Consider the following 20416-nt stretch of genomic DNA (forward strand, 5'->3'; position numbering starts at 1 on the left):
TGCTTGACGTTCTCCCGGCTACCGCCATCTTAAAGCGCCCAAGAAAAAAGGCCAACCAGAAAACTCTGGATGACCTGATAATACGAAAATGCTTGTCCTTTTACAGCGACTTTGGTAGCGCAACTAAGAGTTTCCTCAATGGTCAGGGAAAAAAGTGGACAACCAGCGTTACTAAAGAGGCAGCGACGTGTTTGTCCACTTCCTGACGATTAGGAAAGTCGGACAGTTAAACTCCTGAGAAAGCTGCCAGGGAGACCTTAAAAGGACAACATTTTTCTTTGTTTTTGACAATATTTTGACAAGAACAATAAAAAGGTGTATGAATATATGTATATTCAAAAATTCAAATATACATTAAAGAAAAGAAGGGGTACTTGTGGGAGAATCCAGTCAAAGCAGATTTCACGGATATTCTTACCATCACTTTCAACGGGATCTGCTGTCAGGATTGATTGTCGGTGTCATTGCAATTCCATTGGGGATGGCTTTTGCCATTGCATCAGGTGTCAGGCCAGAGTACGGAATTTATACCACCATTATTGCGGGAATACTGATTTCCTTGTTCGGAGGCTCCAAATTTCAAATTGGAGGGCCAACTGGCGCCTTTATTCCAATTTTATTAGGAATTGTTATGACGTATGGGTATGAGAATTTGCTTATTGCCGGTTTTATGGCTGGGGTTATGTTGCTTCTGATGGGTTTACTTCGACTTGGTTCCTTGATTAAGTTTATTCCAAAGCCAGTTACCATTGGGTTTACCGCAGGTATTGCAGTCATCATTTTTACGGGACAAATTTCAAGTTTTCTCGGACTAAGCGAAATCGTCAGACATGAAGACTTTATATCAAATATGAAAGAAATATGGCTTCATTTAAACACTTTTTCATTTTATAGTTTGATCATTTCAATGATTTCCCTAAGCCTCATCCTGATCACGCCTCGCATGTTTCCAAAAGTTCCAGGACCACTCATCGGGCTTGTTGTTTCCAGTGCCGTTGCCGCTTTCTTTTTTCCTGACAAAGTGGCGACCATTGGCTCCGCTTTCGGTGAGATTCCAAGCAGCCTGCCAACCTTTCACTTTCCCGAGATTTCGTTGGAAACATGCTTGCGATTGCTTCAGCCTGCCTTGGTGATCGCTTTACTTGGTGGGATCGAATCTTTGTTGTCAGCAGTCGTTGCAGACGGGATGTCAGGCAGCAGGCACAACAGCAATCGTGAACTGATCGGACAGGGGATTGCCAATATGATCACACCGTTATTTGGCGGGATTCCAGCTACAGGAGCAATAGCACGGACGGCAACTAATATTCGAAATGGAGCAGCCTCGCCACTTTCCGGGGTGATTCATGGGCTGGTTGTCCTTGTTGTGTTGCTTTTACTGGCACCCTATGCCTCACATATTCCGTTAGCCAGTATGGCACCCATTCTGATGGTCGTGGCATGGAATATGAGTGAGCGCCACGAATTTCTCCACATTTTGCGAACCAGAACAAGTGATTCGTTCATTCTGGTTATTACGTTTCTTTTGACTGTATTTACGAATCTCACATTAGCCGTTGAAGTAGGCTTAATCCTGGCAACCATCTTGTTTGTGAAACGAATGAGCGAAATTCTCACCATAGTGAAAGTAATCCCGGATCCATTCAATCCAAACAATGTGGTCATTGCCCATTTGATCAACGATAAGAAGGATTGTAATCAGATCAGTATCTATACGGTAAAAGGCCCCTTGTTTTTCGGGGCTGCTCAAATGTTTGAAAAATCCTTGTTGCATTCGGTTCACAATCGGCTTCATGTATTGATCCTGCGCATGAGTAATGTACCTTATATGGATACGACAGGCGAATCAAACCTGAAGCGGATCATCCAGCACTTTCGGGATAAGGGCTGCACTGTTTATCTTTCCGGTCTGCAACCGCAACCAAAGAAAGTGCTGATGAAGACAGGGTTACTTGATACAATAGGCAGAGAGAATTTGTTTCAAGACTCCAAAGATGCGATGATTGCAGCGGTAGGCAAGCTCGAACCGAACAAGTGCATTGGCTGTCCACATTATGAGAATGGCGAATGCACACTGCTCTCGTATTCCAAAACTGAATATTTGAGAGAAGAAGTAATGCATTGATAGGCTGATAATAAATGAGGATGAGATGGAGGAACGAATGAATTTAGAATTACAACGGTTCAAGGCGGACTTTTTTAAAGCACTTGCCCATCCGCTACGTATTAGAATTCTGGAATTACTGGCCGAAGGGGACAAGAATGTCAACGAACTGCAAGCACTGATTGGTACTGAGGGATCGGCTGTTTCCCAACAACTAAGTGTGTTGCGGTCCAAAAATATCGTTTATGGCACAAAAGACGGCAATCGGGTGCTGTACTCGTTGAGAGATCCCATGATTATTGATTTACTGACAATTGCCAGACAGATATTCAATAACCACTTGATTGACGCCATCTCGATGCTCGATAAATTCAATGATGACAAAGCAATAGAAGAGAAAGAATACAAGTAAGCGCAAAACTTGCAACGAATATTTTTCTTATGGTAGGATCAATCTATATCACAGAAAAAGAGTCCTGTGATGTGCGTGAAAACCATCATGTTTTGAGCCACAATGTTTATTAACGGGAGTTCGACGTCCTTGAGTCAGAAAGACATGCCTCCATCTGAGTGGAAGTCTGAGCGATTCGGCAGATCACCCACCTGCTAGCGCAGGTTCAAAACAGTGGGGAATCACGGCATACTGGGGCTCTTTTGCCGTGCTACTATCCTGACTATTCCGATAAGATTATCACAAATGGGAAAGGTTGTTCTTGTATGTTACATCAATTTTCGCGCTGCGAATTGGCTTTTGGTCCAGAAGGTCTGGAAACAATGAAGAATGCATCAGTTGCCGTACTCGGTGTTGGCGGAGTAGGCTCTTTTAGTGTGGAAGCACTTGCCCGCACAGGTGTAGGTAAACTGGTCTTGATTGATAAAGATGTAGTTGATATCACCAACATTAATCGTCAAATCCACGCCAACCTCAATACGATTGGTCAGTCCAAAACAGAATTGATGAAAGAGCGTGTCCAAGCCATCAACCCAGAGTGCGAAGTAGTTACACTGAACATGTTTTACAGTGAAGAGACGGCAGACCAGCTTTTTGCTCATAAGCTGGACTATATCGTAGATGCAATGGATACCGTCTCGGCAAAGATTCACTTGATAATCGAAGCCAAAAAACGCAACATTCCTATTATCTCCAGCATGGGTGCAGCCAATAAAATGGACCCTACCAAATTTGAAGTGGAAGACATCTCGAAGACCAGCTATGACCCAATCGCCAAAGTCATTCGTCGTGAGCTTCGAAAAGAGAGAATCTATAAAGGAGTTAAAGTAGTATATTCCAAGGAACTGCCTGTCACGATTCGTACAGATGTACGTGAACAGATCGTATCGAATCCAGATTCTCCGATCCGCAAAGTAAAGCAACCACCAGCAAGCAATGCATTCGTACCTTCCGTAGCGGGGCTTATTCTTGCGAGTGTTGTAGTTCGTGACCTAATTGGCTGGGTGCCGAAGAAGGGGTAATCAGCCATGGATTTATTTTCGTTTGCACAAGAACAACCGTCTAACGACAAATCGAAACCGTTAGCCGCTCGAATGAGACCGAGAACGGTAGAAGAAGTTATTGGACAATCGCATATTTTAGCACCTGGAAAGCTGCTTCGACGTGCGATTGAGGCCGATCAGGTGTCTTCCTTTATCTTTTTTGGCCCTCCAGGCACGGGGAAAACGACACTTGCTAAGGTCATTTCCCATTCGACCAAAACGTTTTTTTCCGAGTTGAATGCGGTGACCGCAGGGGTAGCGGATATTCGCCGCATCGTTGAAGAGGCAAAGGAACGGCTGTTGATGAATCGCAGACGGACGACCCTGTTCGTCGATGAGATTCATCGTTTTAACAAATCACAACAGGATGCATTGCTTCCTTCCGTGGAAGAAGGAACCATTATTTTGATTGGTGCGACCACAGAAAATCCGTTTTTCGAAGTGAATTCCGCACTCTTGTCCCGATCACAAATTTTCCCGCTCTACTCCTTAACCGAAGAGGAACTGTCGCAGGTAATGGATAGAGCAGTTGAAGATGAGCAACAAGGGCTGGGTGAACTGGACATTGAGATTTTGCCAGAAGCAAGAGAGCATCTGATTCGCTATGCCGAAGGGGATGCCAGACGATTGCTAAATGCTTTGGAGCTTGCTGTTACCACTACCCCCCTTTCAGAGGATGGGGTAATCCGGGTGAATCTGGAGGTTGCCGTCGAGTCGATCCAGCGAAGAGCGGTGAGGTACGATAAAAGCGGAGATAACCACTATGATACGATTTCGGCATTCATCAAGTCGATTCGTGGTTCAGATCCCGATGCAGCCTTATACTGGTTGGCACGTATGATCGATGCAGGTGAAGATCCACGGTTTATCGCGCGCAGGCTGATTATTTCCGCTTCTGAGGATATTGGCAATGCTGATCCGCAAGCACTTTCGGTAGCAATCGCCTGTTTTCAAGCGTTAGAAGTAATTGGCATGCCAGAAGGGCGCATTCCGCTTGGTCAGGCAACCACCTACTTGGCTACCGCACCGAAAAGCAATGCTGCTTATCTCGGAATCAATCAGGCGCTCTCGCAAATTCAAACAGATGGACACCGGAGTGTTCCGATGCATTTGCGAGATCAAAGCTACAAGGGAGCAGCAAAACTGGGGCATGGCAGCGGGTATTTATATCCGCACAATTATCCAGACGGTTATGTACCTCAACAGTACCTCCCTGATGGTGTCCACTACGAATTTTATCGTCCGAAGGAAATTGGCTACGAGAAGGAAATCAAAGAACGGCAAGAAAGCCGAGCGAAATTTCATAAATAGTCCTAACATACAGGAATCCCTCATTCTATTGAGGGATTTTCTTATTTGTTCGAAATCATCCACAAAATTGAACAATGTTTACTTTTAGGATTTACGATGCTAAAATATTCTTAAAATTCTCTTAAAGGAGGTTTTTTCTTGAAGGTGACAATCGAAAATACGTACAGTTTTCAAGATTTTTATACAAAGCGAAATGGTGCAAATGATTGGGACAACCCATTTTTGCAGCAAGTCCTGCAACAATTTTGTAAAGATGGCGACTGGGCAGAAATGCAGCGACGAGTAAAGCCGTTTGTCCAAAAAGTATCGACGGACTGGCGCAACATTGCATCAGAAGCTGCCCGCCCAGAAAACCAGCCGAAACTCAGGCATTACAATGCCTTTAACGAAAGAATTGATCGGATTGTACGTCCATTTGAACTGCAAAAGATGGAAAAAGAAATTTTTGGACACGGCCTGTTCGCAAGCAATCAACTAGAGAAGGAAGGAATCATCAAACGCTATTTTTTACATGGAAACGGGGAGACAGGGATTACTTGCCCGTTGGCTTGTACGGATGGCTTGGTCACATTGATTGAGCAATTTTTGGAGGAAGTACCGCATGAGGTGAAAACGTTTTACCAGCATGTCAAAGAGGGGGTAAACGGCGAGTTCGGTATCGGTGCACAGTATATGTCTGAAATACAAGGCGGATCGAATATCGCAGCAAATGTCTTGACCGCCAAAGAAGAGGGTGGACAGTACCGATTGTATGGCAACAAGTTTTTCTGTTCAGCCGTGCATGCCGATTATTCCGCTGTCACAGCTCGCATCGAAAACACGCAAGATATTGCGATCTTTATCGTACCCACATGGCTGCCAGGAGATAAGGAACGAGAAAAAAGAAATCATCATGTCATTAACCGACTCAAATGGAAAATCGGCACAGTAGAATTGCCATCGGCGGAGATTGATTATCAGGGTGCGATCGCATACAGAATAGGACCGCAAAATCGGGGAGTTTCCCTTGCTGTAAGTCTTGTGTTGACGCGTTCCAGACTGGATATTGGATTTGCCAGCGGAGCATTTTTAATGCGGGCAGCCAGAGAAGCAAAGCTCTACGCCAGATTTCGAACAGTCTTTGACAGACAGATCGATGAGTTTCCCATGGCGTCGGCCCAACTCGAGGATTTGGAGGATGCAGCAAAACGGATCGTAGGGACGGCATTTGCGATTTACGATGCGTTTATTCGCTCCAAAGACAATCCTCACAGTCTTGAAGGCTTTGTGGCACGGGAATTAATTTTGCTACAAAAAGTGTTTGCCTCAAAAGAAGCGGTAGATAAGCTGCGTACCGCTATCTCGATTTTTGGAGGACACGGTGCAATTGAGGATTTTTCTGCGATTCCAAGGCTGTTAAGAGATAGTATGGTCAATGAACTTTGGGAAGGTCCACGCAATGTCTTACTCGCACAAATGTACCGTGATATCGCCAAGATGAGAAGCAAGATCTCCGTTAATCTGCTTGTTTCCAGCATCTTATCCGATTACACCGCAGATGAAGTGAATCGTTACGTTGAGCAAATCGAGGAATTATTGGAAGTGGATATAACGGCCTATCCGAATGCAAAAAATCGCCTTGCTGCACGAAAATGGGAACTGATATGGGAGGAAATTTTTACGCTGTTCCAGGAGCAAACCATCAGAGATATGAAAGACTTGCCGATTTCGCTGAAATAAAAAACGGTTGGGGTGTGAAAGGATGAACATCAATATAGGCAAGCTGTTGCAAAATAGAGCTGTACTCATGGGAGAAAAAGAGGCGTTCGTTCGGCAGGGGAATCGTTGGACTTTCAACCAGATGAATCAGAGAGCAAATGGCTTTGCCAACTATTTGGAAAGACTGGGCCTGTCAAAAGGAGATCGTATTGCCCTTCTATGTAAAAACAATGAAGATTTTGTAGCTGTATTTATGGGTGCAGCCAAAATTGGGGTTGTAACGGTTGTCCTGAATTGGCGCTTGCAAGTCGCTGAGTTGCAATACATTGTTGAGCACAGCAAAGTAAAGCTGATTGTACACGATACAGACTTTGATCATGTAATCAATGAACTGCATGGGAAAATAGCAATACCACGAACGATATCACATCACACAGAGCCCTCCTTACAGGTGATATTCCAGTCGCATTCGCATGAACCCAAATATAATACAAGCAACGATGACGTTGTACTCATTATGTATACTTCCGGCACGACGGGCAGACCAAAGGGGGCCATGATCTCACATACCAATTTATTCGCAGCAGGGATTGGCTTATCCCATACGATTGATTGGTGGGAGGATGACCGGTTCCTCATGGTAGCTCCCTTTTTCCATATCGGAGGGATCGCCCCCCTAGTAACCAATATTATGAGTGGCTGCACGATGGTTTTCATGGAGGCGTTCGATCCTGTTGCCGCCTGGAAAGTAATCGAGAGTGAAAAAATTACGACAATGATGACCGTCCCAACCATGCTAATGTATTTATTAAAAACGTATGAAGCCGCCAAGGTAGATATTTCATCGGTACGTAATATTACTTGTGGTGCTTCCTCGGTTCCTGCTCCGTTAATTCTTGGCTTTCGCCAGTTAGGAATTCCTGTACAGCAAGTGTATGGCATTACGGAATATACGGGTGCAGTGACGATGTGGAAGGAGCAAATGAACAAAGAAAAATTGGACTCCATGGGAAAAATAGTTATGTATGGGGAAATGAAGATCGTTGATGTGAAAACCGGGGGAGATTTGCCTGTTGGTAAAGTTGGAGAGATAGTTTTACGAGGACCTCAAGTGTTTGTCGGTTATTTCGAGAATGAAGAGGCGACCCAGAAAGCGATCAAAGACGGATGGTACCATAGCGGTGATGTTGGCTATATTGATGAAGAAGGGTTTTTATACGTTGTTGATCGTCTGAAGGACATGATCATCAGTGGCGGTGAAAATATCTATTCCGCTGAATTGGAATTGGTACTCGCTTCCCATCCAAGCGTTGCAGATGTTGCTGTAGTTGGCGTACCAGATGAAAAATGGGGAGAGATCCCAAAGGCATTTATCGTCAGAAAACCGGAGAAATCAGTTACCGAAGAAGAGATCATGGTGTTCTGCAAAGAAAAGTTGGCATCCTACAAAGCAATAAAAGAAATTGTTTTTGTAGATCAATTACCTCGCAATTCGGTTGGAAAGCTTTTGAAGCACCAATTGAAAATGGCACATAGCCGGTAGAAAACAGGGAAGGCAGGTATTCGTTTACCTGCCTTTCAATACGTCAATTAGAGTCCCCACCAAATGTTCGATATGATTCCAGGAAATCTCCTTTGAACGTCCGGGCAGGTTTTTATAGGTGATTAAGATTCCATTTAATGATGAAAAGAAAAGCTGTGCTGTACTTTTTAATCGCTCTTCAGGAAGGTGGTTGCTTAAGGCGGCCCTAAATAGTTCAAACAATTCATCTGTCACTTCTCTTAGTCCATCCGTTACAATTGGATGCTGTTCACTTTCGAGCATGAAAAAAGTCATCATTTTATATAAATTGTCATGTTCATACATGTATTGCACGTATTCTCTTGCGATAACATACAGATTATCAGGCTGCTGTTTCATTGTTTCATGCATGACTCTCAGAAAATGGGAGCTTTCAATTTGAAAGGCAACCATAAAAAGGTGCTGCTGATCTTCGAAGTATTTATAGATTAGACCTGGTGACACATTGGCACGTTTGGCAATCGCACGCATACTCACTTCCGAATACGGTTGTGAACTGAATAATTGAATTGCTGCATTAATAATATTTTCTCTATTCACATTCTTCTTATGTTCCCGTTTTGACAGTGGCAACGACTCATTTTCTTTCATTTTTCCAATTCCTCACAATAAATTCATTTCGAATCCAATTAACCATTATCCCTATAACTTTACAATACATTAAAATATGGCTATATTGATAGAGGATTTATCTTTCGCAAAAAAAACTCTTTGTTTGCACAAAGAGTTCTGAGGTTTTGTGGCTATGTTCTGGCATCTCCACCTGGTTTGTTGGGGAGGTCCCCGTTGATATTGGGTTGTTTACTGTTTTCACTGGCACCATAGCGTGCTTTATGCGCAGTTGTACCAGCAGGAACCTCGTACAAAACCTTTGATGGATGATTGCGTCCACGTTCAGATCGTTTGTTGGTTGCCACGTAGAACACCTCCTGTTTTTGTAGGATTTACGCAAAAGAACAAACTCATGTGTGATAACCACAGCCCAGTTTGTGTAAGGAATGGGAAAAAGATAGCTTGTATGACTGTGAAGGGGAGAGTTGTACATTGAAGATTTCAACAAAAGGTCGTTACGGCCTCACCATTATGATGGAACTTGCCAATCGATTTGGTGAAGGTCCTGTCTCACTCAAAAGCATTGCACAGCGCCATGATTTATCCGAGCACTATTTGGAGCAACTGATCGCTCCTTTGCGCAATGCAGGATTGGTTAAAAGCATCAGAGGTGCGTACGGGGGCTATGTTCTGTCAAAAGCGCCAGATGAAATCACGTCGGGTGACGTCATTCGTGTGTTGGAAGGACCAATTAGTCCGGTTGAATTTGTGGAAGAAGAAGACCCGGCAAAACGCTACTTGTGGCTGCGGATTCGTGACAGCATTTCCTCTGTACTCGATTCGACAACGCTACGGGATCTGATCAGTTATCAGGACGATGGGCGTTCAGACAGCTACATGTTTTATATTTAGGAAAGAGTATAATCATCGATGCAATTTTGCAGATAACAGGTGATCAATAATATGACCAGATTTATTTATTTGGACAATGCCGCAACTACACCAATGCATCCAGAAGTAGTTGAGGCGATGCATCCCATACTGCTACAAACATTCGGGAATCCCTCCAGTACCCACCGATTTGGTCGGAATGCAAGACAGGTCGTGGAAGCTTCGCGCGAGACGATTGCCAAGCATCTAGGCGCAAACGCAAGCGAGCTTGTCTTTACCAGCGGTGGTACAGAGGCAGATAATATGGCTATTTTCGGGGTGGCTTTTGCGAATCAGGAGCGTGGCAAGCACATTATCACTTCACAGATTGAGCATCATGCTGTTTTGCATGCGTGTATGCGGCTCGAGCAGCTTGGATTTGAGGTAACGTATCTGCCTGTTGATGAGACGGGGATGGTTCATTTTGAGCAATTGCAGGATGCGGTTAGAGAAGACACGATTCTTGTCACGATTATGTATGGCAATAATGAGGTAGGCACGATTCAGCCCATCCGTCAAATCGGAGAGTTCCTGCGTGAAAAAGGAATCATTTTCCACACGGATGCCGTGCAAGCGTACGGAATTGAACGAATCAAGGCTGGGGAGCTTCCGGTGGATTTACTCTCCATCTCTGCTCATAAGATAAATGGTCCCAAGGGCGTAGGGGCACTGTATATGTCCCGAAAAGTAAAAATGGACCCCTATGCATATGGTGGCTCTCAAGAGCGAAAAAGACGTGCAGGTACGGAGAATGTCGCAGGCATCGCCGGATTCGCTGCGGCTGTTCAACTGATGTCAGAAGAGAGACTGGCCAGAAGAGAAAAGTACGAAGCGATGCGTGAAGCCATGCTTGCAATCTGGAGAGAAGCTGGAATCAACTTCACAATAAACGGACAGATCGAGCACAGTCTGCCGCATATCCTGAACGTAAGCTTTATCGGGATCGACACTGAAACTATGCTGATGAATCTGGATTTGGAAGGTATTGCTGCTGCGAGTGGTTCTGCTTGCACATCAGGCTCGCTGGAGAGGTCGCATGTGCTAATCGCCATGAATCTTTCAGAAGACCGTGCGGATTCTGCCATTCGATTCAGTTTTGGTATAACGAACACCTTGGAAGAAGTAGAAGAGGCTGCCCAAAGGGTTGTAAAGATCGTAAAACGGTTAATCAAATAAATGTAGACTTGAACTTCGTTCGTCATTGAACGAAGTTTTTTAATGGGTAAAAATTCCATTTTTATGCAAAAAATAAGTCGGATATTAGTACTTTTTGTATACTCTGTATGGTATGAAATGGTAATATAGAACTGATATATTAACTTAAATCACAAGAATGTCATCTGAGAATTGAACCGAAAGTAGTGGTACATCAGTGACATCAAGGGGGGAATAGCATGGGGAGCTCGCTAGGTTTCTCATCCATTCGATTCAAACTTATCGCAACTATTTTACTAATTACACTCATACCTATTTTCACAGCAGGCTTTTTGCAATATCGGAATGCAGAAAAGGCAGTTTATGACTTGACCGTATCAGACCTGAAGTACGTTACATATCTGATTTCAAAAGATTTGGCTAATTACACGACTGAAGAAAATCCAAGCCAATCCGATCGGGAAGAGATTAAACGGATTACCAGTGATGTTGCCGAGCGTTATTACAAGCCCAATGGAATGATTGGATATGCTTTTATAATTGATAGCAAAGGGACTGTCTTGTTCCATCCATCGGCAGAAGGCAAAGAACTTTCCAATGAAGACTACATCCAGAGCATGATTAAGCAAAAATCAGGATATATCGAGTATAAATTCGAAGGCAAGCCGAAAGTGACTGCCTTTGAGACGCTGCCAAACGGATGGGTTCTTGGTGTAGGAAGCTATGAAAGCGACCTGTTAGCCCCATTTACCAAAAGTAAAATCATGATGTTCTCGATTAGTATTCTTGCCTGTATTGTCTCTGTCATCGTAGGGGTATTTATTGTCCAACGAATTATTACCCCGCTAAACCGACTGGTTGCTGCCATGCGTAAAGCGGAGGCTGGTGATTTGACCGAACGTGTTCCATTGGATCGCAAGGATGAGTTCGGACAGCTTGGGGCGATGTACAACCAAATGATGGATGCGTTCCGCAATATGTTGCAGGAAGTCCAGCGTGTCTCGGAACAGGTGGCCAGTTCTTCTGAAGAGCTTACCGCAAGCTCTGTCGAGAGTGCACGTGCATCTGAGCAGATTTCCATTGCAGCAACCGAGATCGCAGGCGGTTCCGAAAGGCAAAAGATGACCGTTGAATCAACGACCCAATCGTTACACCGCATCGGTTCTGATATTTCCGGTATTGCTACCTATGCCCATATTGTCACAGAGGATTCCAAAACGGCATACCGGTTTGCTCATGATGGCGAGAAAACCATGATTGAGTTGGTAGAAGAAATGGATCAAATCACATCGAAAGTTCAATCGACGGAAAAAGTGGTACGAGCACTAGGAGAACAATCAGAAGCAATCATGGGTATTATTACGATTATTCGTGAAATGAGTGCGCAAACGAATTTGCTTGCCTTGAATGCAGCGATTGAAGCGGCAAGAGCAGGTGAGCAAGGTAAAAGCTTCGCAGTGGTAGCTCACGAAGTGCGGCGTCTTGCTGAGCAATCAGGTCAATCTGCCGAGGAGATTTCCAAGTTGATCATATCGATTAATGCAGAGATTAAAGAAGCTGTATCTGCGATGGAAGAGACATCGGAAGCCGTTCAGCTTGGTCGAGGTGGGGTAGCTAATTCAGGTAAGGCTTTCGGGCAAATTTTGAAGGCTGTTGATGATGTGAACAGTCAAATTGAGCGGATGAACAAGTCTGCCCAAGCGATTGCCAACGACACCAAAAGCATCATCAGCAATGCCGATGAGATTGCTCAGCTTGCGGTCGTCGCTGTGAATGATACACAAGAAGTAGCGGCTGCTTCAGAAGAGCAGACGGCAACATCGCAAGAAATCAGTGCGGCATCGGAGACGCTGGCACACATGGCCGAGAAGTTGTCAGAAATGGTTAAAAGGTTTACAATTTAAATGATCTCACAATCCACTTTTCTTGCAAAAGTGGATTTTTATCTTACTATGGTGGCGATTTTATGCAACAATCCCTTTCGCTTTTTACAGAAAAATTTATTCGCGGATTCATCATTCACGAAATCTTCTACAATGAAGAGAATTGGTATGGGGTAATCCGCCTTAAAATAGAGGAAACGACTGAGGAATTCAATGAATCGGAAGTGGTCATTGTCGGGCATTTTCCACGTCCTCATCCAGATGAATTGTACACATTTTATGGGGAATGGAAAAATCATTCCCGATTTGGTGTTCAATACGTTGTGCATCGCTATGAACGTGAGACACCCAAGACAAAAGCAGGTGTCGAAAAGTATCTTGCCAGCGGTCTTTTCAGTGGGATCGGCAAAAAAACGGCGAAACGCATCGTGGAACACTTAGGTGTTGATGCGCTCACAGTTATAGCTGATCAGCCAGAGCGATTAGAGGAAATCCCGGGAATCTCCAAGGAACGGGCGAGACAAATCTTTCAATCCGTTTGTGAGCATCGTTCGTTGGAGCGGACGATGGTCTTTTTGTACGAATTTGGCATCGGAGTACATCTAGCCTTGCGGATATATCAAACGTACAAGTTGGAGACGATGGATATCCTTTCCGAGAATCCGTACAAGCTGATTGAAGATATCCAGGGGATCGGTTTCAAAAAAGCAGATGAAATTGCCAGAGAGATGGGGATTGGCGCGGATTCAGCCCAGCGAGCACAGGCTGCTGCTCTGTTCGTTTTGCAAGAAGCAGGGTATGGAGAAGGTCATGTTTTTTTGCCTATTACGGAACTTTGCAACCGTTCGGTTCGTCTATTACAGGAGAGCGGTGGTCATCCCTTTACGGTTGAGGATATCCAACTGAATTTGCAATACATGTTCGAAGACCAAAAAATTATTTGGGAAGAAAATCGGATTTACTTGCCAAGCCTGTTTTTTGCTGAGATCGGACTTGCCAAGTGGATGCGTTTTTTCAGCGAGAGAGAGGATTTGCCTAGCTTTCCCGTGTCAGAGTTTTATCAGGCTCTTGGTCGAGTGGAAGATGAATTGGGCATTACCTATGCACCGACTCAACGTGAGGCTGTAGAATGTGCGATCAAGAGCGGAATTATGCTTCTTACCGGTGGCCCAGGAACAGGAAAGACGACGGTCATCCGGGGAATATGCCATGTATTCGCAGATTTGCACGGTATTTCATTGAACCTCAAAAAATATGCAACGAATGAAAATTCGTTTCCAATCCTGTTGATTGCTCCAACGGGTCGTGCGGCGAAGCGCATGACCGAGACAACCGGATTGCCTGCGATGACGATCCATCGTTTGCTGGGCTGGAACGGAACAGGATTTGAACACGATCAGGATCATCCAGTACAAGGAAAACTGGTGATTATCGATGAGATGTCGATGGTTGATGTCTGGTTGGCCAATCAACTGTTACGCGCACTTCCTTCGAACATCCAGATTGTGATGGTAGGTGATCCGGACCAGCTTCCATCGGTTGGGCCGGGCAATGTTTTGCAGGATCTGATTGACTCACAGATTTTGCCGCAAGTCCAGCTTCATGAGATTTATCGGCAGGCAGAAGAATCCTCGATCATTCAGCTCGCCCACCATATTCGAGCAGGGATTGTACCGGATGATTTGGTCAAGCCGGCACATGATCGAAGATTTTTCATCAGTTCGCCACAGGAAATTGCAAATGCAGTGAAACAAATTTGTATTGGAGCCGTAAATAAAGGATATACAGCAAAACAAATACAGGTTCTTGCTCCCATGTATAAGGGAGTGGCAGGCGTTAACCAGTTAAATGAAGAACTTCAGGCATTTTTTAATCCGCCTGATCAGGGAATTCGTGAAGTGACCTTTGGAGAAACGATTTTCCGTAGGGGGGATAAGGTCCTTCAACTGGTGAACAACGTAGATGAGCAGGTATTTAATGGGGATATGGGTGAGATTGTGGCGATTTTTCATCCGAATGAGAATGAACAGAATGAGGAAATGCTAGTGGTGTCGTTCGACGGCAGGGAAGTTGTGTACAAGCGTTCTCAGTACCACCAACTGACACTTGCATACTGTTGTTCCGTCCACAAATCTCAAGGCAGTGAGTTCCCCATCGTAATCATGCCACTTGTTCGCAATTATCACCGGATGCTCAGGCGCAAGCTGTTGTATACCGGGGTGACGAGAAGCAAATCCTTTTTGCTGATGTGCGGAGAAGTGGAAGCTTTTCGAATTGCAGTAGAAAACAACGATGAAGGTGTGCGATATTCGTACCTAAAAGAGCTGCTTTGCCAAACACAACAATAGTACTGGACGCTTTTGTCAGCATGTACATCGCCTATACGCCAATACTAAGAAGGCGGAAGGAGGATCCCGCATGCATAGAGCAATGGATGTTATTGGGCTACCGATCATCTTGTTGTCATCGGGAGAAGAGGTTGGAGCCGTGAACGACATTCTTTGTGATATGGAGTGGCACAAGCTGGGTGTTGTAATTCAACATGGTGGTTGGCTTCGTTCCGGAGCCTACATCCCTTCCGACAGGATTCATGCGGTAGGAGAAGATTACTTGACCATTGAGGGCAAAGACGCTATCACCTCCATGCAAGAGTTTGCCAATCAGGAGACAATTGGCTTTATGACAGGGAAACAGAAACTAAAAGGAAAACCTGTCCTCACGCGAAACGGTGATTTTTTGGGTAGTATCGAAGACGTTTATTTTTCCTTGAACTGGGAGAAACTAGTGGCATGTGAACTGTCACAAGGGTGGATAGCCGATCTGACGGAAGGTCGCAAGCGTCTGCCTATTACTCCTTCGTTGGTTCTTGGGAAAAAAAACCTCATCGTTTCGTGAAAAAGTATAAGTATCTTGATGGCAAACTACGTTTGACTGCCTGGAATATCAGGAAGCCAGAGCGTGGTCATGCAAGGAGGAAACGGCATGCAAGTCAAATGCCCGAATTGTAACGGTAAAGACATCGGCAAGATCGGAACCAATCAATACTATTGTTGGACATGTTTTGTTGAATTAAGTTTGGTGAATGATCAGGTCTCGTCCATCTACCAGGTGGAGGAAGACGGGTCTCTGCATTCACTGAATGATTTGTTCTTCGAAGAACCAACCATCCAGGCTCATATCTAGTCAATTTAAGGAGGAGTTGGCATGTTTGCTCGTGGACTATTAGGCAAGGTACTCGCAGGAGGATTGCTGGCAGCTATTGGTTACATGCTAATGCCCAAAAGACGCAACCGGATGATGATGTTTACACAATGGCCGATGTCACGGCGTAATTTGTGGAAGATGGGACGTTCCATCACCCGAGCTTTTGCCAAGTAAATCATAACTCTGAACCCTCTTTCTTCCTCCGGGACGAAGAGGGTTTTTTCACAAGGTATAATTTACAAAATGTGAGTCACCCTATTCCTTACAAGCTGCATGTTTGGCGGAAGGGAGGGGACAAAACTGGAGGAAGTCAAGTCTTCTCGATATGTTTCAATTGCGATCCGTATTATCCTGTTCCTGGTGATCGTTAATCTGCTATGGTGGATACGTCCTATTGTCGTTGATATCTGGGACGTGGTCAAAGAAGTAACAGTCCCTTTTATTGGTGGACTGGTTATTGCCTACCTGCTGCACCCAGTCGTGGTTGCACTTGAAAGGCGCAAGGTTCCCAGACTGGTCGCTGTACTGCTGATTTACGTTTCATTTGTACTCGTTTGTACGATTGCAGTCGTCAATGCAATCCCTGTATTTACGAAACAATTATTCGAGTTAGCCGATGATATCCCTCGTCTTACCAATTGGTATCATCAGTGGATGAGTGAGTGGGAGGCTAACAAGTACTTTCTTCCCGACAGTATCCAAAGCGGGGTAGACCGTGTGATCATCCAGTCGCAGGAGAGGATGTCACTCACGATTAGCCAACTGGTCAACAATGCGAAAAGCACAATCGGCAAATTTCTCGGTTACGCCATCATTCCATTTATCGCTTTTTATCTGCTCAAGGATTTGAAGGATATTCAAAAAGGCATGTTGTTACTGATTCCAAAACACTATCGCAGGCAAGCAACCCAGATTCTGCGTGAAATTGATGATTCCCTCGGCAAGTATATTCACGGACAAATGGTGGTTGCTTTGATTGTAGGAACATTGGCTTACATCGGGTACTGGTTGATTGATATGCCTTATCCCTTTGTCCTCGCATCATTCGTCAGCATAACAAATGTGATACCTTACATAGGTCCGCTGATCGGGGCGACACCTGCCTTGATTGTCGCTTTGACGATATCGACAAAGACGGTTCTCTTGATATTATTGGTCAACCTTGTCGTACAAATGGTCGAAGGAAACATCCTTTCACCCAATATTGTGGGAAAGTCATTGCACATGCATCCGCTTGCGATCATTTTTGCTCTGTTGGTGGGTGAAACAGTGGGTGGTATCCTTGGAATGATTGTGGCGGTTCCGCTATTTGCCATTGGTAAAGTGATTCTCGTCAGAATCACCCTGATGGCTAGGGAAAGTTGACATGTACTCTCCCAATCTCTATAATCAAGATCAGGTATAGAACAAGTGGATCGATGAAGGAACGAGTAGGCTAAAACCCTTCTACAGAGAGGATGCTCCACGGTTGAGAGGGCATTCAGAAGCAGAGTAGTCGAATGCTATTCCGAAGACCGGGCAAAAACCGGCGGCTGACTCCGTTACAAGTCCTCAAGGCGACAATCTGTCTTCATGGTGAAGATGATTGTAAGCAGGGTGGTACCGCGAGAACAGTTCTCGTCCCTGAGGGGATGAGGGCTTTTTTTATTTTTAAGGAGGTTTCAATCATGAAGCAACTGACAGGAAATCAAATCCGTCAAATGTATCTCGATTTCTTTAAAAGCAAAGGTCACCATGTTGAACCAAGTGCACCGCTAGTTCCTCATGAGGATCCATCCCTCTTGTGGATCAACTGCGGGATGGCACCACTGAAGAAGTATTTTGACGGACGTGTGGTTCCCGATAACCCACGTATTACTAACTCTCAAAAATCCATTCGTACCAACGATATCGAGAACGTGGGACGTACCGCTCGCCACCATACCTTCTTCGAAATGTTGGGTAACTTCTCGATCGGCGATTACTTCAAGGAAGATTCCATCCTCTGGGCATGGGAGTTTTTGACAAGTCCTGAGTGGATTGGCTTTGATCCAGAGAAGTTGTCTGTAACGATCCATCCGGAAGATGATGAAGCATTCGAACTTTGGAACAAAAAAGTAGGCGTACCCGAAGAGCGTATTATCCGTCTGGAAGGCAACTTCTGGGATATCGGTGAAGGTCCAAGCGGTCCGAATACGGAGATTTTCTATGATCGTGGCGAAAGCTTTGGCAACGATCCGAACGATCCTGAACTGTATCCAGGTGGAGAAAACGAACGTTATCTCGAAGTATGGAACCTGGTATTCTCCCAGTTCAACCACAACCCTGACCACACCTACACGCCGCTTCCAAAGAAAAACATTGATACCGGCATGGGCTTGGAGCGTATGGCATCCATCATTCAAAATGTGGATAACAACTACGAAACAGACCTGCTCTTCCCATTAATTGAGAAAACATGTGAAGTCGCTGGTGTGAAATATAAAGAAGACGCTGAAAAAGATGTAGCACTCAAAGTCATTGCTGACCACACACGTACCGTTGCTTTTGCGATTGGAGACGGCGCACTGCCATCCAACGAAGGTCGTGGCTATGTGCTTCGCCGTTTGCTCCGCCGTGCTGTCCGTATGGGTAAACTGCTTGGCATCGAAAAGCCGTTCATGTACCGCTTGACAGAGACAGTGGGTCAGATGATGGGTGAGTTCTATCCAGAGGTAGTGCAAAAACGTGAATTTATCGAAAAGGTTATCCGTGCAGAGGAAGAACGCTTCCATGAGACGCTGCATGAAGGTCTCTCCATTTTGGAAGAGATGGTGAAAGAAGCGAAAGCGAACGGAGTCACACAACTGTCTGGTCAAAATACGTTCAAATTGTATGATACGTATGGCTTCCCGGTTGACTTGACCGAAGACTTCGCAATGGAGCACGGGCTAACCGTTGACCGTGATGGATTCGAGCAAGCGATGGAAGAACAGCGTGAGCGTGCCCGTGCTGCTCGCCAAGATGTTGACAGTATGCAGACACAAGGCGGTCCTTTGGGAGATTTGACGGTTAAGAGTGATTTTGTTGGGTATACTGAATTGGTAGCAACTGCCAAAGTAGTAGCCATCATCCACGAAAATCAGTTGGTCAATGAAGTGCAAGAAGGTCAAACTTGCCAGGTTGTCCTTGATACGACTCCTTTCTATGCAGAGAGCGGTGGTCAAATTAATGACGAGGGTACGCTTGCTTCTGATACAGTCAAAGCGCGCGTTGCTGATGTTCAAAAAGGACCGATGGGTCAGCATGTTCATTCAGTTGTAGTAGAAGCAGGTGTGCTCCATCTTGGTGATGAAGTGCAAGCAGCAGTGAATCGTGAAGCACGAATGGACACTATCAAAAACCACACGGCTACTCACTTGCTCCATCAAGCGTTGAAAGACGTGCTAGGAACTCACGTAAATCAAGCGGGTTCACTTGTGGTTCCAGAACGTCTGCGTTTCGACTTCACACACATCAGTGGTATTTCGCCTGATGAGCTTGCACAAATTGAGCGCATCGTAAACGAAAAAGTGTGGGCGAATATCGCTGTGAACATCTCGAACAAACCGATTGCCGAAGCAAAAGCTATGGGCGCAATGGCTTTGTTTGGAGAGAAGTACGGTGATGTCGTGCGTGTGGTACAAGTCGGCGAATACAGCCTGGAGCTGTGCGGTGGCTGCCACGTGAGCAACTCAGCAGAAATTGGCTTGTTCAAGATTATCAGCGAGAGCGGTATTGGCGCAGGTACTCGTCGAATCGAAGCGGTAACAGGACGTGGGGCATTCCAATACCTGAATCAACAATTGGATACACTCAGAGATGTAGCACAGGTAGTGAAATCACCACAACTTCACGAAACTCCTGCACGGGTTGAAGCATTGCAGCATCAAATAAAAGAAGTACAACGTGAAAACGATTCCCTCCGTGCAAAATTGGGCAACATCGAAGCTTCATCGCTCACGGACAAAGTGAAAGAAGTAGGCGGTGTGCAAGTGTTGGCAACTCAAGTGTCTGCAACCGATATGGACAATTTGCGCGGAATGGTCGATGAACTCAAGAACAAACTGGGCTCCGCTATTATTGTTTTGGGCTCCGTTGATGGTGACAAGGTTAACCTCGTTACTGGAGTAACCAAAGATTTGATGGACAAAGGCTACCATGCAGGCAAGATTATCAAGGAAGTTGCTACCCGTTGCGGCGGTGGCGGCGGCGGTCGTCCGGATATGGCGCAAGCAGGCGGGAAAGAACCAGCGAAGCTTGCTGAGGCACTATCCTATGTGTATACCATGGTTGAAAATCATGCTGCTGTAAAATAATTTTGCTCGAAGTGCTTCTCCAACAAGGATTTCTTCCCTTTCAAGGAGAATACAGTAGCAAGAGTTTTAGATAGAGAAATGAAAGAATCGAGGTGTTGGTGATGAGTTCTATGGACAATACCATGAAGTTTACGGTACCTAGAGAGACAAATGAATCCGAAGTGAAGGAGACATTAACCGTTGTCTA

At 45.1% G+C, this 20416-nt stretch carries 17 protein-coding genes and 1 other RNA gene; 16 read left to right on the forward strand and 2 right to left on the reverse strand.

Annotated features, from left to right (window positions below; translation table 11 throughout):
• Positions 1-376: 376 nt before the first annotated feature.
• From ACPW7N_RS25480 to menE, 7 genes are all read left to right on the forward strand, one after another.
• Entirely contained in the window at positions 377-2125 is a 1749-nt protein-coding gene (locus tag ACPW7N_RS25480; RefSeq protein ID WP_425654582.1) for a SulP family inorganic anion transporter, read from the forward strand.
• Between the two features lie 37 nt (positions 2126-2162).
• Positions 2163-2516, forward strand: coding sequence for an ArsR/SmtB family transcription factor (locus ACPW7N_RS25485; RefSeq protein ID WP_425654583.1), 354 nt, complete (start codon positions 2163-2165; stop codon positions 2514-2516).
• A gap of 58 nt (positions 2517-2574) precedes the next feature.
• A non-coding RNA gene (gene ssrS, locus ACPW7N_RS25490) (6S RNA) lies at positions 2575-2758 on the forward strand.
• A gap of 63 nt (positions 2759-2821) precedes the next feature.
• Positions 2822-3577 carry a tRNA threonylcarbamoyladenosine dehydratase gene (locus ACPW7N_RS25495; RefSeq protein WP_425654585.1) on the forward strand — a complete coding sequence of 252 codons (756 nt, stop codon included), beginning with the start codon at positions 2822-2824 and terminating at the stop codon, positions 3575-3577.
• A 6-nt stretch (positions 3578-3583) separates the two neighbouring features.
• The gene (locus tag ACPW7N_RS25500; RefSeq protein WP_425654586.1) at positions 3584-4909 is read left to right on the forward strand and encodes a replication-associated recombination protein A; all 1326 of its coding nucleotides are present in this window, start codon (positions 3584-3586) and stop codon (positions 4907-4909) included.
• A gap of 144 nt (positions 4910-5053) precedes the next feature.
• Positions 5054-6628 (forward strand): acyl-CoA dehydrogenase family protein, encoded by a 1575-nt coding sequence (locus ACPW7N_RS25505; protein ID WP_425654615.1) that lies wholly within the window; start codon positions 5054-5056, stop codon positions 6626-6628.
• A 22-nt stretch (positions 6629-6650) separates the two neighbouring features.
• The gene (menE, locus tag ACPW7N_RS25510; RefSeq protein ID WP_425654588.1) at positions 6651-8150 is read left to right on the forward strand and encodes an o-succinylbenzoate--CoA ligase; all 1500 of its coding nucleotides are present in this window, start codon (positions 6651-6653) and stop codon (positions 8148-8150) included.
• A gap of 24 nt (positions 8151-8174) precedes the next feature.
• Here the strand turns inward: menE and ACPW7N_RS25515 are convergent, their stop codons facing one another.
• Positions 8175-8780: a TetR/AcrR family transcriptional regulator gene (locus tag ACPW7N_RS25515; protein ID WP_425654591.1), complete on the reverse strand. Its 606-nt coding sequence runs from the start codon at positions 8778-8780 to the stop codon at positions 8175-8177.
• A gap of 152 nt (positions 8781-8932) precedes the next feature.
• The gene (locus tag ACPW7N_RS25520; RefSeq protein WP_425654592.1) at positions 8933-9106 is read right to left on the reverse strand and encodes a hypothetical protein; all 174 of its coding nucleotides are present in this window, start codon (positions 9104-9106) and stop codon (positions 8933-8935) included.
• A 127-nt stretch (positions 9107-9233) separates the two neighbouring features.
• On the opposite strand from ACPW7N_RS25520, the gene cymR reads away from it, so the two are divergent.
• From cymR to alaS, 9 genes are all read left to right on the forward strand, one after another.
• Complete coding sequence (cymR, locus tag ACPW7N_RS25525; RefSeq protein ID WP_425654595.1) at positions 9234-9653, forward strand: cysteine metabolism transcriptional regulator CymR; 420 nt, start codon at positions 9234-9236, stop codon at positions 9651-9653.
• Between the two features lie 51 nt (positions 9654-9704).
• Positions 9705-10847 (forward strand): cysteine desulfurase family protein, encoded by a 1143-nt coding sequence (locus ACPW7N_RS25530; protein ID WP_425654597.1) that lies wholly within the window; start codon positions 9705-9707, stop codon positions 10845-10847.
• A 218-nt stretch (positions 10848-11065) separates the two neighbouring features.
• Positions 11066-12730 (forward strand): methyl-accepting chemotaxis protein, encoded by a 1665-nt coding sequence (locus ACPW7N_RS25535; protein WP_425654598.1) that lies wholly within the window; start codon positions 11066-11068, stop codon positions 12728-12730.
• Positions 12731-12792: 62 nt separating this feature from the next.
• Positions 12793-15057, forward strand: a complete 2265-nt coding sequence (gene recD2, locus ACPW7N_RS25540) for an SF1B family DNA helicase RecD2 (protein ID WP_425654601.1) — start codon at positions 12793-12795, stop codon at positions 15055-15057.
• A 70-nt stretch (positions 15058-15127) separates the two neighbouring features.
• Positions 15128-15604 (forward strand): PRC-barrel domain-containing protein, encoded by a 477-nt coding sequence (locus tag ACPW7N_RS25545; protein ID WP_425654603.1) that lies wholly within the window; start codon positions 15128-15130, stop codon positions 15602-15604.
• A gap of 87 nt (positions 15605-15691) precedes the next feature.
• Positions 15692-15892: a hypothetical protein gene (locus ACPW7N_RS25550; protein ID WP_425654606.1), complete on the forward strand. Its 201-nt coding sequence runs from the start codon at positions 15692-15694 to the stop codon at positions 15890-15892.
• 21 nt (positions 15893-15913) lie between these two features.
• Positions 15914-16087, forward strand: coding sequence for a hypothetical protein (locus ACPW7N_RS25555; RefSeq protein WP_425654609.1), 174 nt, complete (start codon positions 15914-15916; stop codon positions 16085-16087).
• A 126-nt stretch (positions 16088-16213) separates the two neighbouring features.
• Positions 16214-17278 (forward strand): AI-2E family transporter, encoded by a 1065-nt coding sequence (locus ACPW7N_RS25560; RefSeq protein WP_425654618.1) that lies wholly within the window; start codon positions 16214-16216, stop codon positions 17276-17278.
• A 302-nt stretch (positions 17279-17580) separates the two neighbouring features.
• Positions 17581-20229: an alanine--tRNA ligase gene (alaS, locus tag ACPW7N_RS25565; RefSeq protein WP_425654612.1), complete on the forward strand. Its 2649-nt coding sequence runs from the start codon at positions 17581-17583 to the stop codon at positions 20227-20229.
• Positions 20230-20416 lie beyond the last annotated feature (187 nt).

This window comes from Brevibacillus nigriterrae (genome assembly GCF_049846925.1).
Taxonomy (GTDB): Bacteria; Bacillota; Bacilli; order Brevibacillales; family Brevibacillaceae; genus Brevibacillus_H.